Genomic DNA, 17065 nt, shown 5'->3' with positions numbered 1-17065 from the left:
AAATTTAAGATTGTTTCGTCAGGCCGAGCGTATCGCGCGCTTCCTGCGGGGTCATTGGTTCTACGTTCAGCGTCTGCAGCAGCTGCACAGCTTTGTCGACGAGCTGGGCATTCGTGCCAAGCACGCCTTTTTCGAGGTAAAGATTGTCCTCGAGGCCGACGCGGACGTTACCGCCAAGAAGGGCTGCCTGGGCGACCATCGGGATCTGCAGGCGGCCGATGCCAAACGCCGACCAGTTGGCGCCTTCCGGCAGGTGATGCTTCATGTGAAGCATCGTTTCCGCGTCTGCTTCCGCGCCCCATGGAATGCCGAGGCAGAACTGATAGAGCGGGTCGCCGTCTACGAGGCCTTCGCGAACGAGCTGGTTGGCAAAGCGGACATGGCCGGTATCAAAGCATTCCATTTCCGCCTTCACGCCGCTTTGCTGGATCAGCGATGCCTGCTCACGGAGCCAGCCGGCCGGACCGAGATACACCTGGTCGCCGAAGTTCAGGCTGCCGCAGTCAAGGGTGCAAATCTCGGGAAGGAATTTTCCCACGGGCAGATGGCGCTCCTCCGGGGTTTGCACAAACGTGCCGTCACCGCCGGTGGCCGGGTGCTTCTGATCGGGCACAAAATCGCCGCCGCCCCCGGCTGTGAGGTTTAACACCACGTCGGTTTCGCTTTCGCGGACGCGTTCCACGACCTCCTGGAAGAGGGCGGGGTCAAAGCTGTAGGCCCCTGTTTTCGGATCGCGGACGTGAATGTGTGCGACCGCGGCTCCTGCTTTGGCTGCTTCGATGGCGTCACGGGCGATAGCTTCCGGCGTGACCGGCACATGCTTGCTTTTGTCTGTCGTTTCTCCGGCGCCGGTAACGGCGCTTGTAATGATTGTTTTTTGACCCATTATTTATCTTCTCCTTTATCGTTTCTCTCTATTGGAACAGCGTCGAAAATATCTCCGCTTTCGAAAAATTCAACGAGACGGCTGATCCAGTTATAATACGCGACCCATTCGTCGAGCTCTTTGCGGAGCTCGGTAATTTTTTGGTCTACCTCCGCTGAACCATCGCTTGCAGCAGCGACCTCATCGATTTCGCGCTGCAGCTTGTTGGCAAACTGCCGGTTTTTGCTGATCACTTCCCGCCAGTTTGTCGTAAACAGGGACACAAACGTCTGCACATAATCGTTTTCCACATTATAATGCTCCTTGCGGCTGCCTTTTACGTGCTCTTTTTCTGCGATGTTTAACGAAATCATCTGGCGCATCACCTGGCTCATCCGGGTCTTGCTCATTCCGGTTGCTTCGGCCAGGTCATCGAGCGTCATCGGCTCGCGGTTCATGTAAATAATGCCGAGCAGCCGGCCGATCGTCGATGACACGCCGAACGTATTCATATTGTCGGAAATACGGTCGGCAATCTGCCGTTCGGTTTCATTCAATTGTTCAAGCAGCTGGTTTTTATCCCCTGAGGCACTCATGGCGCTCCCCCTTTATAAAGCTTTCTCTGTTTTCCACGCGTCTAACTGTATCACGTTTCAAAAAAAAGACAAAAATGCAGGTTGGGGTCACTGAGGGCGAGAAAGGAAGGAAATATAAGATAATGAACCATAAACTCTGTGCAATAAAAATTGCATAGATTTTACACGGGTTTTTGACGGCTTACGCGTTTTTTCTTTTCAGAGGGCTTTCTCTATAATGAAGGACGTTGTGAACGACTGCAGCGGAAAGACTATGGAGGAGGTACATACATAATGAGAAAAATGACGACTGTGTTAAAAGTGTCGATCGTTCTTATCCTACTATTCTTAGCATTCGGCGTATTTTTTACAGCGCAGCTTGAAGCAGCAATGACTGCTGCCCAGGCATTTGTATTTGTGCATTTTGGCTGGTATTTTCAGATTTTAGTGACGCTTCTGTTAATTTTCGCCGTTTATCTGGGCTTCAGTAAATACGGAAAGGTGCGGCTCGGAAAGCCGGACGAAAAGCCGGAGTTTAACCGGCTCACTTGGTTTACGATGCTGTTTTCTGCCGGTATCGGGATCGGGCTGCTGTTTTACGGTGTGTCCGAACCGATCGGGCACTTCTCGAGCCCGCCAAACGGCGAGGGCGGTGCGGAAGGTGATGCCATCCGGGGCGTTTCCTCGACGTGGCTTCACTGGGGACTGCATGCCTGGGCAATCTATGCGCTGGTGGCACTGGCGCTTGCTCTGCAGCAGTTCCGCTATCAGGCACCGGGGCTGATGAGCACGACGCTCCGGCCGGTGCTCGGAAAATATGCGTATGGACCGGTCGCGAACGTGGTCGATATCGTTGCTGTTTTTGCTACACTGTTCGGAGTCGCGGCCTCACTTGGACTAGGCTCCCAGCAAATTAACGCCGGCCTGCAGTTTATTTTTGGCGTGCCGTACAATCTTGGCGTGCAGTTCATCATCATGACGATTGTGACGATTATTTTCGTAACATCAGCAAGCACGGGAATTCAGCGGGGTATTAAATATTTAAGTAACATCAACCTGAGTCTGACCGGCATCCTGCTGCTGTTTATGCTGATCGCCGGACCAACGCTCTTTTTAATTAACATGTTTGCTTCCGGTCTGTCGGATTACGTCCAGAACTTCCTCGGATGGGGGCTGCGCATGGATCCGATTGATGAGCAGGAGGCATCGTGGACGCAGAACTGGACTGTCTTCTACTGGGCCTGGTGGATTTCGTGGACACCGTTCGTCGGGATGTTTGTGGCCCGGATCTCAAGGGGACGGACGATTCGTGAATTTATGGCCGGCGTACTGCTCGTGCCATCGATCGTTTCGTTCTTCTGGTTCAGCACGCTTGGCGGAAGCGCGATTTTCCTCGAGCTTTTTGAAGGACGCGAGGTATCATCGCAGTCGCTCGAAACAGCGCTGTTCTACGTGCTTGAGACGTATCCGCTCGGGGGCATTATGTCCGTGTTTGCCATCATCGTCGTGACGATCTTTTTCGTAACCACGGCTGACTCTGCGACGTTTGTGCTCGGAATGCAGACAACCGGGGGCAGCCTGAACCCGCCGGTATCGATAAAAATCATGTGGGGCGTGTTCTTCGTCTCCGTCACTGCGATTCTATTAGTGGTTGGCGGCCTGAGTGCTTTCCAGACCGCGATTGTAGTCAGCGCGCTGCCGCTTTCAGTTATTGTTATTTTAATGTGCGTGGGCATTGTCAAGACCTTAAATCTCGACCAAAAACGCGGCAAATAAGCGCGGGCAGGAACGCAGGCTGCGTTCCTGCTCTTTTTTACGTTATAATATAGTTTTGTCTGAAATATATATGGGGGGAAGAACGTATGAAAAATATAATGTACATTATTATCGGCACACTGCTGTTTGCGCTCGCGGTGACGCAGCTTGCGATGCCAAACTCCATTGCCGAGGGCGGCATCGTCGGGATGTCCCTGTTAATTTATTACGGACTCGGCATTTCGCCGAGTATTTCAACACCGATTATTTTTATTCTGCTGCTTGGTGTCGGAGTTCGTTATCTGCCGAGCCACATGGTGTATAAAACGATTTTTAACGTGGCACTGTTTTCAGTGTTTATCTGGATCTTTGAAGGCATGTATGCCCAGCCGATGGAGGATCCAATGCTTGCGGCGATTTTCGCCGGGGCCATTACCGGGGTCGGATTTGGCTTTATTTATCAGGCCGGAAGCTCTGTCGGAGGCACATCCATTATTGCCCGTGCCTTTAACCAGCAGCTCGGCTGGGATTTGACCGGCATGACGCTCGTTCTGGACGCGCTTGTCGTGATTGCCGGAATTTTTATCATCGGGCCGGTGTCTACCATGTATACCCTGATTACGCTCTACATCGGGAAGGTGGTCACCGACTTCGTGCTCGGCGGCTTTGACTCGAAAAAAGCGCTCAACGTGGTGTCCCCGTACTCCGAGCAGATCTCCGAGCGTATTACGAGAGAGCTTGCTTCGAGTGCCACCGTTTTTGACGGCAGAGGTGAGTACATGAAGGAGCAGCGCCGCGTGCTCTATATTGTGATTCACTCGCACCGCCTGCTTCGTCTGAAACGGGTGATTAAAGAAGTGGATCCGAATGCGTTCATCGTCGTCCATAATGTCAAGGACGTGTCGGGCGGAACGTTTTCGATCGGCCATGAGGAAGTGCGCTCGTAGCATGCGTATCGAACAGCAGGTGGAAGGACGGATGCGTGACGGTACCGTGCTGCGCGCAGACGTGTATCATCCGGACCAGGCAGGCAGCTGGCCGGCTTTATTGCTCCGGCTGCCGTATGACAAAACGAGCCGTCATTACCGGGAAACGTTCGTTGATGTTGAACGTCTGACAGCGGCCGGCTACGTGGTGGTGATTCAGGACGTGCGCGGCCGGTTTGCCTCCGAGGGGGAATTTTATCCGTTTATCCATGAAGCTGCCGACGGGTATGATTCGGTGGAATGGGCGGCTCGCCTTCCGGAGGTGAACGGGCATGTCGGCATGATCGGGATGTCATACCACGGCTTCACCCAGGTGGCAGCGGCAGCGGAACAACCGCCATCGCTAAAGGCAATAGCGCCAATGATGGCATTTGCGGACGGCTGGAACACGATGCGGGGAGGCCGGGGTGTGTTTGAGCTCGGCAAATGGCAGTCGTGGGTCGCCGGTTCCATGCTTTCAGACCATTTGGAGCGGGTGGAGGAGCCCGAAGGCCCGGTACGTATCAATGGGTATCTTGAGCATCTGCCGGACTGGCTCGGGAAAGGGGACCCGCTCGCATGGACTCCGGTGACAGCAGCCGGCCTTCCGGCGTACTACAAAGACTTTCTGCTTGGAAACGTTTCCGGAGAAGCGAGGCAGCATATGCAGGCCGCCCCGGAGAATATTAAAGTGCCGGCTCTCCTTCTTGCCGGATGGTACGACTGCTTTCTGGAGGAAACCATCGATTTATATCAAAGAACATCCGGCCCGGCAGAGCTCTGGATCGGTCCGTGGACGCACGAGGACCAGAGCGGCCGGGCGGGAGACGTCCTTTTTCCTGAAGCCCAGGTGGACCGGACCGGGCTGTTTTTACGGTGGTTCGACCACTGGCTGAAGGGCGAAACAGCGCCGCCTGGGAATCCGGTACACTATTACGTAATGCACGCCGGCGAATGGCGAAGCGGCGCAGAGCTGCCGGAGGAGCAGGCGGAAGCAGTGCTTTACCTGGACCCGGCCGGTCTGCTAGGCACGGAAGCACCGGAGCAGGGAGCGCCCGGCCGGATAGCGCGGCATAACCCGGAGCATCCGGTGCCGACGAACGGCGGAAATATTTTAATGAACGGCTTTCCGGCAGGAAGCTTTGACCAGCAGGAAATACAGAAGCGGAGCGATGTGCTTGTGTACACGAGCGCGCCCTTCGGCCGGGACTGGGAAGTGATCGGCACCGTGCAGGCGCATCTGCGGCTGACATTGAGCAGCCCGGGTCTTCCGGTCGGCCTGCGGGTAAGCGAAGTAAAGCCGGACGGGGCGGCTTGGAACGTAGTGGATACCGTGCAGGCCGGGAAGCATACCATCGATATCGGCCGGACCGCGTACCGGTTGTCGGCAGGGAGCCGGCTGCGTGTTGAAATATATTTGAGCAGTTTTCCGCGCGTAGAAAGCCTGCAGCATCCCGGCTGGGCAGAAATCCATGGGACGTCGCAGCTGCATATGCCCGCCGGAACGCCTCCTGTTTTCCATGATTGATGCATACATTTCCCAGTAGTTGGGAACAGTCATAATACGCATTCCATATACCTAATAAGGAGGCGTATAAATATGGAACTATACAAAAATATTCTAATCGGCGTACATCCGACGGCAGGCGTGCCGGAGCATGTCGTACAAAAAGGCTGCCAACTGGCCGAACTTCACGGAGCAAAGCTTTATTTAGCATCTATGGTTGAGGAAAAAGGCTATGGCCCGTTTGCCCGCTATGAAGAAGATGTCTTAAAAAAAGCTGAAGAAGAAGCAACCGAAACGCTTCACACCGTGAAGCAGAAAGCAGAGTCTCACGGGCACGGGAAGCTCGATGCGAAGCTGATTGTGGAGCACGGGGCCCCGACGCAGACGCTGCTGCAGAAGGTAGTGCCGGACTATCAGATTGATTTGGTGCTGCTTCCGCAGACGAGCAAAAACAAAATGGACCGCACGCTGATGGGCAGCTTCTCGGAAGCCGTCGTCCGTTCGGCCAGCTGCGATATATTGATCGTGGACAGTAAAGAAGAAAAGTAATACGGACTGGAAGCCATAGGCTTCCGGTTTTTTTATGGAATAACTTGCATATTATATATTGATTTTAATAACAAACTAAAGTACTGTGAATATATACCTAATATGCAACTGAATACTAAATAATAAATACGATGACGGGCGGTGGAGATCATGACGGAGAGGCTGATCAAAGACTTACGACCGGAAGACGTGTTGGGAGAGGATGTATACAAAGGAAGCACCCTGGCGTTAAAAAAAGGAAAGGTATTAACGAAGGAATGGATCGACAGGCTGCACAGATGGGGCATTGAAGCAGTGAAAATTCAACACGGTAACGAACCAGTAGAACAAGGAGCGCAGATGAGTGAACAGGAGTTAAAACGCCTGTTTTTGGAAAACGTGCTCGGCCTTGGCAATGAATACCGGTTCGGTTTTGCGCTGAATGACCTGGAGCGCTATGAATGGCTGGAAAATTTATTTTGCACCATCATAAAGGAACCGAAGGTGAAGGCGCTGATGGATAAGCTGCAGGACTGGGATCCATACACTTATCAGCATTCGTTTGATGTATTTATTTTAGGGGCCCTGCTGGCCCGCGAATCTGGTTTTCCAAATGTGCGTGAATTTGCAGTCGGCTGTCTTCTTCATGATGCGGGGAAGCTGAAGGTGCCACAGGAGATACTATGGAAAAAAGGTGCCCTGAACGGCTCGGAAATGGCGATGGTTCAGACCCATCCGTTGGCCGGATACGAATTGCTTAAAGAGTTTAAATTTTCGGAAAATATTGCGGTGATGGCTCGTGACCATCATGAGCGTTTAAACGGCAGGGGATATCCTTATGGTATTGCGGGAAATGAGATATCGCAGCAGGCACGCCTGATTGGCGTATTGGATATATATTCCGCGCTGTCGCTCCACCGGCCGTACAGAAATGCAGTTTGTCCTCATAAAGCCATTCGGATTATTCTGCAGGAGGAGAGCGTGGACGTGAAACATGTGGCCAGGCTGTGTGAAACCCTGGAAATTTTTCCACTGGGAGCTACGGTGGAGCTCACAGACAGACGTACTGCCACCATTATTAAGATTGATGATAAGCTTCCGACCTTTCCTCTTTTGAAGGAAGAGGGCTCGGCTAAGGTATTTTACGTGCCGACAAACCGCACGCTTCGCATCAGGCGCATGCTGATCAGACAACAGACAGAGCAGTAGCTGATTCTTTTCAGGATCAGCTTTTTTATTTGGGAATAACACCCAGCCTGTACGTGCGCACGCCTTTTTTCGTAACCAACGGTATCCAAAACACGCCGAGAGCCAGAAACCCTGCAGTGATATGGACAATCAGGCTTCCAGTAAACATGCCGAAGCACCCCTTCGGTTTAGTTTGAGAATCCCCGTGCCGTTTGCTTACTACTTTAGTGAAAAAAAGCAGAATTCCTGTAACAGACTTAAAAAGCTTTTGTAATGTGGTTACGGCATCACCCGGAACGAATAGCAAAGAGAAGGATGTCTCTAAGCCGTTCTGCCCGGGAAATTCATGAATATCCGAAAAAACAGAGACTTTGTTACGGGAATTTATCATGCATTAGTAATAATTACATAGAAATTACAATGTAATTACAATTAACTAATAAGCTTGAAGACCCCCGTGGTGGTCCGTTATAGTTCTTGCTGTGAGAGAAATTCAAACAGTTGGGGGTATTCACATATGTTTTCTGTACGTCAATCGATGAAGTGGGCCGGTGGTTTCGCACTCGGAACGGGACTTCTTGCAGCAGCACCAGCCGTGTCGGACGCAGCAGACCTATTAAATAAAGGGGACCGCGGGGACGATGTATCCGAAGCACAGTCCGTCCTCGAGGATGAAGGCTATTACGACTACGCCGTCGACGGCATCTACGGCCCGATCACGGACAGCGCCGTACGCAGCTTCCAGCGCGATCAGGGCTTGACCGTGGATGGCATTATCGGACCAAACACCCGCGCGGCACTTGATGACGTAGACGGCGGTGAAGCAGTGGAAGGAGCTTCCACATCCGAATCTTCTGAAGGCAGCTCCTCAGAAAGCGAAAGCAGCAGCTCTTCGGAAGAATCGACAAGCAGTGACGCCAGCACAGGCGGCGACACCATGACGATGGAAGCTACTGCATATACGGCTGAATGTGCCGGCTGCAGCGGCATTACCGCTACAGGCAAAAACCTGAACAACGACCGCGACGCTAATGTTATTGCCGTAGACCCGGACGTGATCCCGCTTGGCTCCACCGTGAAGGTTGAAGGCATGGGCACGTATGAAGCAGCCGATACTGGCGGTGCCATCAATAACGACCGTATCGACATTCACGTACCAACAAAATCGGACGCTTATGAATTCGGGCGTCAGGACGTAGAAGTAACAGTAGTAGACTAATCAATAAACGAACAGAACCCGTCTTCCCTAAAAAGGAAGGCGGGTTTTTTAATATACCTGAAGCTATAAAAAAGAGCACCGTTCAGTGCTCCTGTTAACCAGCCTTCATATAGGACTATGCGTCAATCTTATATTAATGAAGAAAACTTTCTGTTACGTGCTTTGCTTACAGCGTTTTAATATCGGAGGATTCAAAGTCGTTCAGGCGGAACATACAGTAGGCGAGAGTAAGAAATTCCGGAGTTGTTACGCAGGAATCCTGGATTTTATTAACAGAGGCTGAAACCTTCCATCCGGAATTTTTAAAGGTAATCGTCGCGACAGTTACTTTTTCGCACCGCACAATCAGCTGTTCGTGACGGGTCTGGTAGATTTCGAGCTGTTCATCGTTCACGCGTCCCTTTACATGAAAACGAAAGTAAGGAAAAAATATTTGATCACGCAGCTCAATTTCTTTTCTTTCGCTGCATGGCTGAAACATATAATGATAGCGGAGGCGCCGGTGCATTTTGCCTTTTTTCACGCCCATGGCCATGCGCGTTTGGCCGTGCGTATCTTTAAACCGGTAAGCGTCCCCGGTACGCATATGATCGGTATTAACGTCGATGGATGTGGCGTCGGCCCGTTCAAGCAGGCCGATCGTTTCCCCTCCGTGATTGTAGACTGGAACTGAATTGTGGGAGGAAAAGAAAAGTATATCGTTAAAGATCCATTCCTGGTTCTGCATAGATGCTGTCCCCCCTTCATGGTTTGCGCGGTATGCGCGAAACCACCACGCTGTTTATCTATGTATGTGTACGCATTCAAAAAGGGTATTGTTTCACTTATCGTTGTCATTATTTCCCGTCTTTGCCTCCAGGCAAACCTTGTACAAAACAAGGAACGGCTGGAAAGTATCTAAAAAATTGTGCGATACTAAAGAAAAAGGAGGCCAAAAAATGAATGCGGTAATTGAAGCATGGACGAGATCGTTAATAGAACGCGAGGAGGACGCAGCCATTATCACGAATCCGGCTGATATTTACTATGCAAGCGGCTTTTACACAGACCCGCATGAACGGCTTTTGATGCTTGTCCTTTTTCAGCATGGAGAGCCTCTGATTGTCTGCCCGGGAATGGAAAAGGCGCTGGTGGAAAGAAGCGGATGGCACGGAAGCATTGTTACCTACACAGACAGCGAGGACCCGTGGGAAAGTATGAAAAAAGCACTTCATAAACAGATGCCGAATCCTGTCCGGCTCGCAGTAGAGAAAAATCATTTATCTGTTGCCCGGTTCGAAAAGCTGCAGCACATCTATCCGGGAGTCCGCTATACAGATTTTGAGCAGGTGATTATGCAGAGCCGCCAGGTGAAATCATTGGAGGAGCTGAAGCAGATTCAGCACGCAGTGGATATTACTGAACGGGCGCTTGAAACCGTTGCGGAAGGGCTTTGGGAAGGAGTGACTGAACGGGAGGTCGTTCATCAGCTTGAAGAGATGATGAAAAAGCAGGGAGCGGACGGTGCGGCCTTTGATACGATCGTCCTGTTCGGAGAAAAAAGCGCCTATCCGCACGGCGTTCCCTCAGAAGTCCGGCTACAAAAGGGAGACCTGATTCTGGTGGATCTCGGTGCCCGCTATGGACGCTTCTGCTCGGACATGACTCGCACCTGGGTGTTTGGCGGAGCCGATGAAATTACCCGGGAGCGTCTTGAGATTGTGTCGGAGGCGAAAGCAGCAGCGATAGAGGCGTGCCGGGACGGCGGACGAATTGGGGACGTGGATAAAGCCGCGCGGGACGTACTTACAGAAGCCGGGTACGGCGATTATTTCATCACCCGCGTCGGTCACGGTCTCGGTATGGACGTGCACGAGGCGCCGTCGATTCATGGCGAGAACAATGAGCTTCTTAAAGCCGGTATGGTACTCACCATTGAGCCGGGTATGTATATTGAAGGATGGGGCGGCATTCGTCTCGAGGACGACGTGATTGTCGGCGAACAAGGCGGGGAAATTATGAATCGTCTCGGGACGCTGCTGGACGTGTAACAGCCGGCGCAGAAAAAGGGCCTGAAGCGCATGTATGCGCAGCAGGCCCTTTTCGTCGTTTACGTACGGCTGTACGTATCAATAAAAGCAGTCAGGGAACGGAACGTCTGCCGGGCGGCAGGCTTATCCATGATAAATTGATATTCGTGTTCGACCGGCGTTTCATCCTTATCGTAAAAGATGTCCCGAACGGGTACGCGGCGGCTTAACAGGGCAGCAAGCCGGCGCCCCTGGGTGTCGAAGGAGTTTTTATTGCCGTCTGTAATAAAAGTAGGCGCGAATTTTTCTGGCGGACGTTGGAGCATCGATATTTCCGTAAGCGCGGGAGCTTCCTCCCAGTTGTAAGTGCCGATGTATGCCCAGCCGATGCGCTTGAACAGGAAGCGGTTGAACCAGCCGAGTGGTGCGCCGGCGATCTGGCGAAGGTCGTACGGGCCGCAGAACAGCAGCACCCCTTTAATATAAAGCGGATCAATATGCCGTCTTACCGGCACCCAAGGGGAGTACCCCTCGTTCAGCTGGATGGCCGCATACTGGGAGACGATCTGTGCCCCGGCAGAATCGCCGGCGAAAAAAATATTGGTCAGATCGATCCCATACTCATCGGCGTGCCGTTTAATATAGCGGTACGCTTCATCGAGCTGGATTAATGGCGCCGGGTAAGCGGCGGCCGGTGCGAGTGCGTAATTAATGTTGATCACATTATAGCCGGAGGCAGCCAGATAGGTCACGTATTTGGAAGCATCCTGCTTGTCGCCTGCGACGTAGGCGCCGCCGTGCATCCAAAAAATAACCGGCGTTTTTTCTTCTTTTTTCGTCGTCAAAATAATATCAAGCCGTCCGTTACGGTATTGGGATTCGTAGTCAATATCCTTATACTGTACCGTTTTTTCGGCTGCTTCGGCAAAGTCGGGCGCTTCGGTTTCGAGGCCGCCCTTGAAGGCCTGCTTTACATACCACGCAGCCGGCCGCGGTGAAAAGAATGCATAGGCAGCTGCTGCAGCGATTAGTCCGCAGGCGCCAAGGCCTGCCTGTTTGACGAGTTTGTGCATAAACATCTTCTCCTTGTGTGGGTTTTGTAACGTTAACTTCTACGTACGGTACTGTATTCCCTTTTAAAGAAAAATTTATACATTTTATTATTCAAAAGAATGTTTGAATAAAAGAGTGGAAGTGGTATAATATAATCAAAAGATGATTTGAATATAAAAGGTAAAGAAACAGGGAGGAGACATTATGGCACATGAAGGGCACAGCCATGATCACGGAACGACAAACCAGACGGCCCTGAAATGGTCATTTATTTTAATTACTGTTTTCATGGTCGTTGAGGTGATTGGAGGCCTGTGGACGAATAGTCTGGCACTGCTTTCTGACGCAGGGCATATGCTGAGTGATTCAGCAGCGCTCGGCCTCAGCTTTGCAGCAATATGGTACGGCAGCCGGAGCGCGACCTCTTCGAAAACTTACGGCTACCGGCGGTTTGAAGTGCTGGCTGCGTTTATCAACGGTCTCGCGCTGATGGTGATTGCTGTATATATTACGTATGAAGGCATTCAGCGTTTAATGGATCCGCCGTCCGTGGTGAGCATAGGGATGCTGATTGTGGCCACTATCGGCCTGATCGTTAATATTGTTGTGGCCCGTATTCTTCACAGCGGGGATAATCATGAAAATTTAAATGTCCGGAGTGCGTTTCTGCACGTTATGGGAGATCTGCTCGGCTCGGTCGGTGCCATTACAGCTGCGATTTTAATCATGCTGTTTGGCTGGAGTCTTGCGGACCCGATCGCAAGCATGGTCGTTGCAGTGCTTGTTTTCATCAGCGGTCTCCGGGTGCTGCGGGATTCGGTGCACGTACTCATGGAAGGCACGCCGGAGGGAATCGACACGAAGCAGATAAAGGAACAGCTGCTCACTGTCGAGCACGTCAAGGATCTGCACGATCTGCATGTCTGGTCGATTACGTCAGACTTCCCGGCGCTCAGCTGCCACTTGGTCGTTGAAGAGGGCACGAGCCAGCAGAAAACGCTGAAAAATGCCAATGAGCTGCTGCACAGGGAGCACGGGATCCACCATACGACCATCCAGATCGACATGGAAAACCGCGAAATCTGCGAAGACACGATATGTAACTAAAAAAGCCGCCCCGTGAAGGGCGGTTTATTTTATTTGAAGGCACGTTTGAGCTCGTGAATGATCGTGGCCCACGCCTCGAGCGCGGTTTCTTCATTTCCCATATGGGTAAATCCGTGGCTGGTCGCAGAAAATGGGTAATGCTGCACAGCGACGCCTGCTTTTTCCAGGCGGCTCACGTACTGGGTTGCTTCTCTGGCGAGCGAATCATATTCAGCGGTAATGACGAGCGCCGGAGGCAGTCCTTCGAGATGTTCAGCATATAACGGCGATACGTAGGGATGACGGGCATCCTGCGGTGTCTGCAGGTAGCTGTCGTTGAAAATCTGCGCAATGTACGGCGGAATGGCAGTCGAATAAGCCGGCTTCTCATAAGGATCTGTCTGCAGGTCAAGAACCGGATAGTCAAGAATCTGCAGCTTCGGGAGTTTGTGGCCGGTATCACGCAGCATCATGCTCGCCGTGGCGGCAAGGTTGCCTCCGGCGCTGTGGCCGCCGAGCACGTAGTTATCCATCTGCAGCGACAGGCGCCCGGCTTGTGCGGTCAGCCATTCAACAATTTCAAAAACTTCAAGCACCGGGGCAGGAAAGCGGGTCTTCGGCGCCAAATGGTAGTCGATGTTTACCACCACACACGGCACTTCAGCGGCAATATATTTGCACCAGCCCTCATCTTCGCTGGCGCTGCCCATCACAAAGCCGCCTCCGTGCAGGTTGATATATACCGGAAGTTTTTTGGAAACGTCCGCAATCGGATAATAAATATGTACCGGTGTGGCTCCAGGTGTCGTTTCGACCAGATACGAGGAGGTGCTGACCGAATCCGCCGGCGGCGGGGTAATATACGACTGGGACTGCTGACTGACGCGTTTTTGAAAAGAGCGCAGCATAGCTGCCTGCGTAGACGTTTTCCATTTGGTCATAAGTAACTGCTTCCTTTCCTGAAAAGTATTAACAATCATATTCCTGTTTTCAGGCAGAAATAAACAGGACACGCCCGTTTAAGGCGTGCCCCGCTTTAAATTTCTTTCTCGCGCTGAGGTCCAAAGGCTTCAACGAGCAGCCAGATGCCGGTAAGGATGTGCATGAACATACCAACGACAGGGATATAGGCCACAACGGAAGTAATGATGCCGAGAATGTTGCCTGTTTTCTTTTGCTTGTCATAAATGGACGCGATAAGAGCGATAATATGGACGACAAGCATAATATTCAGCGGCACGTAGCCTGTACTGATAATAATGAGCCCACCTATAATTGGGATACCGAGAAACAGTTCGATCCCGCCGGTGACCCATTTGAGTATTCGGGATACTTCCATGAATGGTTGCCTCCTTTTGATGTGCGTATACCACTATACGTCTTTTCCCTGTAAAAGGTTTCGTTACGCATGAAAACGCAAAAGGGCTGATCGCTATGGAGAATAAAAAATCAATGTTAAGATAAAAAGAGTATATTATTATGTACCATTTTCCCCGTTTGATTCAGCGGCCTTCTTCTTCACAGTCGGCTCGAATGCTCTCCTATTAATTCACCGTAAAACTATAAACATAACGCATGCAGAATATGTGTCATGAAAGGAACGAAACATATTGGACTTTTTGGAAGCAAACGATGGGGCCGTTCTGCTTGTCGGTTTACTGCTGGTGGCCGGAGTTATTGTTGCTAAATTTTCGAACCGGCTCGGTCTGCCTGCCCTCGTGCTGTTTATTCTGATCGGCATGCTGATCGGAAGCGACGGCCTGGAAATTATTTATTTTGATAATGCTGAAGTAGCCCAGCTGGTCGGTATATTTGCCCTTGTGATTATTCTGTTTGAGGGCGGCCTGCAGACAAAATGGGCGACTGTGCGCCGGGTGGCGGTGCCGTCGATTTCGCTTGCGACCGCGGGCGTGGTGATTACCTCCTTATGCGTAGGAGGCATGGCATATCTGCTGCTCGACTTTACCTGGTATGAAGCGCTTCTTCTTGGCTCGATTGTCGGCTCGACCGATGCGGCGGCCGTTTTTGCCGCTCTGAAGGAACGAAATATTAAAGCCAAGCTCGGGGCCACGCTTGAAGCCGAGTCGGGAACGAACGACCCGATGGCTGTTTTTTTAACGATTTCTTTTATTGAACTTCTTACAAACATGGATGCCAACATCTGGATGCTCATTCCGTCATTTTTCTGGCAGATCGGGGCGGGCATTGTTTTAGGGCTGCTGTTTGGCCGCTTCGCTTCGTTTTCGATCAATCATATCGGTCTCGAATCCAGTGGTCTGTATCCGATCTTTTCGGTGGCCTTTGCGCTTCTGGCCTACAGCGTGACAGCGGCTGTTGGAGCGAGCGGGTTTCTGGCAGTATACATAGCTGCGCTTGTCATCGGCAACTCTGAGCTGACGTTCCGTTACTCGATCTTTCAGTTTAATGAAGGATTCGCCTGGATGAGCCAGATTCTGATGTTTATTATTCTTGGTCTGCTTGCTTTTCCGGGTCAGGTATTTACGGCAGACGTGATGCTTGCCGGCATTGCGCTCTCCTTTGTTCTAATGTTTATCGCACGGCCGCTTGCCGTTTTTATATCTACGGCATTTCTCGGCTATACGATGAAGGAGCGAACGTTTCTCTCCTGGGCGGGCCTGCGCGGAGCGGTGCCGATCGTACTTGCAACGTTTCCCGTGGTCGCCGGTCTCGATAATGCCCAGCTGATTTTTAACCTCGTATTTTTTATCGTGTTGACATCCGCGCTTATCCAGGGCTCAAGCATCTCCTATGTGGCGAAGCTTCTCCATCTGGTCGGGCCGAAAAAAGAAATACCGTACCATTCCATCGAGCTCGTCAGCATGGGCTCGGCGAATGCGGAAATGGTGCAGTTTGAAGCGAGTGAGGAATCGGCGATTGTAGGGAAACAGCTGTATGAAATCAATTTTCCAAATGATGCGACCGTAAGCGCGATGGTGCGAAATAATGAACTCGTCACCCCGGGCGGTAATACTGAGATCCAGGAAGGAGATTTTCTGTACATTCTCGTTTCCAGACAGCAAAAGGACGATCTGCGTCGGCTGCTCAACCGCAAGAAGCACCCTGAACCTAAGACCTCCCCGTAACGGACCGCTGCCTTCCAGCCTGGAGGGCAGCTTTTTTTGGCATAGGGGAAGCGCTTGCATATAATTTATTGATACAGCAAGCTTTCATTCGTTTTCAATCCTACTGATTTGTATTAAGATAGAACACGTGCAGCTTCAGGAAAATAATGAAAGAACCGAGGCGAGACGGATGTCTATTATTGATATAATTACGCCGGTGTTTATGATGGCCGTGATGGTGGTGATCGGTCTTGTTACCTCTAAAATGATCGATGTATCGGTGGAAACGCGCCGTTTTATCTCCTTTGTGGCTATTAATTTCGCACTCCCGGCTGTAGTCGTATACAGCATTTTTCAGCTCGAATTCAACAGCTCCACCTGGGCGTCGTTTGCGATGGTTTATGCTTGCGCGCTAGGGCTTACGTGGACCGGGATGGCTCTTGGCTATTCGATTGGGCGCTCGTTTCATTATACTGACATGGAAGCCCGCCAGCTTGCGATCGTTTCAGGGTGCGGTAATACCGGGTTTATCGGCATTCCGCTCATTACAATTTTGTTTGGAACAGAAGCCGGGTCGTACGCGGCGGTGTATGATGCCGGGACCATGACAAGTGTGTTCACTATTGGTATTTTGCTGTTGAAGCCGGGGCGCTTTTCGTTCCGGCAGCTGACAGCCATTTTAAATACGCCGTTTTTGACGCTTGTCAGTTCGGTGCTGCTTGCCTCCGCCGGTATTATGCTTCCGGTGATTTTTCTCGAAACGGTAAACACCATTTCGGGGCTGGCCGCGCCGCTTGCGATGATTCTGATCGGGCTTTTGATTCCGACGATTACGTCTGCGAACTGGAAAATGGTGAAGACCGGGTACAAGCGGTTTATGGGTACAGCCGTACTCGTGAAGGTATTCGCTGTGCCGGCTGCGGCCTGTCTTCTGGTGTGGCTGCTGCCGATTCCGGCGCTTCTCGGTAAAATTATTATCGTGCAGGCATCGATGCCCACCTTTACACTGGCGACTGTATTATTTGAGCGCTACATCCACGGCGGCTCCAAGCAGCTTGGTATCGTGGCGCTGATTGCCACAACGGCTATAAGCCTGCTTCTTTTACCGGTCACCGTGTTTATCGCGCAGCATATCGCCGGATGAACTGAAGCGCCCTGAGTGCTTCGGTTTTTTATAGAGGAGAACTTGTTAAAGTTTTAGTTAACATATTTGTAAATTTGTAAATTAAAAG

Annotated in this window: 17 protein-coding genes; 10 read left to right on the top strand and 7 right to left on the bottom strand. The window is 51.4% G+C overall.

The genetic code is table 11. The features are described 5' to 3' along the window. Window positions 1–4: 4 nt before the first annotated feature. A complete protein-coding gene (locus tag ACTRXH_RS04660; protein WP_474280869.1) occupies window positions 5–886 on the bottom strand; it encodes a beta-keto acid cleavage family enzyme in 882 nt (293 codons plus the stop codon). Then, window positions 886–1461, bottom strand: a complete 576-nt coding sequence (locus ACTRXH_RS04655) for a GbsR/MarR family transcriptional regulator (protein WP_474280867.1) — start codon at window positions 1459–1461, stop codon at window positions 886–888. The genes ACTRXH_RS04660 and ACTRXH_RS04655 overlap by 1 nt, the downstream gene beginning before the upstream one ends. Before the next feature lie 273 nt (window positions 1462–1734). On the opposite strand from ACTRXH_RS04655, the gene ACTRXH_RS04650 reads away from it, so the two are divergent. The 5 genes from ACTRXH_RS04650 to ACTRXH_RS04630 all read left to right on the top strand — a co-directional run bounded on the left by ACTRXH_RS04650 (window position 1735) and on the right by ACTRXH_RS04630 (window position 7404). Beyond that, complete coding sequence (locus tag ACTRXH_RS04650) at window positions 1735–3216, top strand: BCCT family transporter (RefSeq protein WP_474280865.1); 1482 nt, start codon at window positions 1735–1737, stop codon at window positions 3214–3216. An 86-nt stretch (window positions 3217–3302) separates the two neighbouring features. Continuing rightward, window positions 3303–4142: a YitT family protein gene (locus ACTRXH_RS04645; protein ID WP_474280863.1), complete on the top strand. Its 840-nt coding sequence runs from the start codon at window positions 3303–3305 to the stop codon at window positions 4140–4142. Between the two features lies 1 nt (window position 4143). Beyond that, window positions 4144–5688 carry a CocE/NonD family hydrolase gene (locus ACTRXH_RS04640; protein ID WP_474280861.1) on the top strand — a complete coding sequence of 515 codons (1545 nt, stop codon included), beginning with the start codon at window positions 4144–4146 and terminating at the stop codon, window positions 5686–5688. A 72-nt stretch (window positions 5689–5760) separates the two neighbouring features. Beyond that, window positions 5761–6216, top strand: coding sequence for a universal stress protein (locus ACTRXH_RS04635; RefSeq protein ID WP_474280859.1), 456 nt, complete (start codon window positions 5761–5763; stop codon window positions 6214–6216). A gap of 150 nt (window positions 6217–6366) precedes the next feature. Then, entirely contained in the window at window positions 6367–7404 is a 1038-nt protein-coding gene (locus ACTRXH_RS04630; RefSeq protein ID WP_474280857.1) for an HD-GYP domain-containing protein, read from the top strand. Between the two features lie 25 nt (window positions 7405–7429). On the opposite strand, the gene ACTRXH_RS04625 is transcribed toward ACTRXH_RS04630, so the two are convergent. Next, window positions 7430–7552 (bottom strand): hypothetical protein, encoded by a 123-nt coding sequence (locus ACTRXH_RS04625; protein ID WP_474280855.1) that lies wholly within the window; start codon window positions 7550–7552, stop codon window positions 7430–7432. Window positions 7553–7900: 348 nt separating this feature from the next. On the opposite strand from ACTRXH_RS04625, the gene ACTRXH_RS04620 reads away from it, so the two are divergent. Continuing rightward, window positions 7901–8602 carry a peptidoglycan-binding protein gene (locus ACTRXH_RS04620; RefSeq protein ID WP_474261583.1) on the top strand — a complete coding sequence of 234 codons (702 nt, stop codon included), beginning with the start codon at window positions 7901–7903 and terminating at the stop codon, window positions 8600–8602. A gap of 166 nt (window positions 8603–8768) precedes the next feature. Here ACTRXH_RS04620 and ACTRXH_RS04615 read toward each other — a convergent pair whose 3' ends face one another. Further along, window positions 8769–9329 (bottom strand): hypothetical protein, encoded by a 561-nt coding sequence (locus ACTRXH_RS04615; RefSeq protein ID WP_474280853.1) that lies wholly within the window; start codon window positions 9327–9329, stop codon window positions 8769–8771. Between the two features lie 211 nt (window positions 9330–9540). Here ACTRXH_RS04615 and ACTRXH_RS04610 point away from each other — a divergent pair, with 211 nt between their 5' ends. Continuing rightward, the gene (locus ACTRXH_RS04610) at window positions 9541–10632 is read left to right on the top strand and encodes a M24 family metallopeptidase (protein ID WP_474280851.1); all 1092 of its coding nucleotides are present in this window, start codon (window positions 9541–9543) and stop codon (window positions 10630–10632) included. Between the two features lie 59 nt (window positions 10633–10691). Here ACTRXH_RS04610 and ACTRXH_RS04605 read toward each other — a convergent pair whose 3' ends face one another. Beyond that, complete coding sequence (locus ACTRXH_RS04605) at window positions 10692–11684, bottom strand: alpha/beta hydrolase (RefSeq protein ID WP_474261580.1); 993 nt, start codon at window positions 11682–11684, stop codon at window positions 10692–10694. A gap of 184 nt (window positions 11685–11868) precedes the next feature. Between ACTRXH_RS04605 and ACTRXH_RS04600 the strand changes: the two genes are divergently transcribed. Further along, window positions 11869–12771: a cation diffusion facilitator family transporter gene (locus tag ACTRXH_RS04600; protein ID WP_474280849.1), complete on the top strand. Its 903-nt coding sequence runs from the start codon at window positions 11869–11871 to the stop codon at window positions 12769–12771. A gap of 29 nt (window positions 12772–12800) precedes the next feature. Here ACTRXH_RS04600 and ACTRXH_RS04595 read toward each other — a convergent pair whose 3' ends face one another. Together ACTRXH_RS04595 and ACTRXH_RS04590 are read right to left on the bottom strand one after the other, a co-directional pair. Then, window positions 12801–13691 carry an alpha/beta hydrolase gene (locus tag ACTRXH_RS04595; RefSeq protein ID WP_474280847.1) on the bottom strand — a complete coding sequence of 297 codons (891 nt, stop codon included), beginning with the start codon at window positions 13689–13691 and terminating at the stop codon, window positions 12801–12803. A gap of 95 nt (window positions 13692–13786) precedes the next feature. Further along, entirely contained in the window at window positions 13787–14089 is a 303-nt protein-coding gene (locus ACTRXH_RS04590) for a hypothetical protein (RefSeq protein WP_474261577.1), read from the bottom strand. Between the two features lie 271 nt (window positions 14090–14360). Between ACTRXH_RS04590 and ACTRXH_RS04585 the strand changes: the two genes are divergently transcribed. After that, window positions 14361–15854 carry a potassium/proton antiporter gene (locus ACTRXH_RS04585; protein ID WP_474261576.1) on the top strand — a complete coding sequence of 498 codons (1494 nt, stop codon included), beginning with the start codon at window positions 14361–14363 and terminating at the stop codon, window positions 15852–15854. 169 nt (window positions 15855–16023) lie between these two features. Next, window positions 16024–16977, top strand: a complete 954-nt coding sequence (locus ACTRXH_RS04580) for an AEC family transporter (protein WP_474280845.1) — start codon at window positions 16024–16026, stop codon at window positions 16975–16977. The last annotated feature ends 88 nt before the right edge of the window (window positions 16978–17065 follow it).

Source organism: Marinococcus sp. LNHM5E3-2.1 (assembly GCF_056034365.1).
This window is presented reverse-complemented; position numbering and strand designations above follow the sequence as displayed.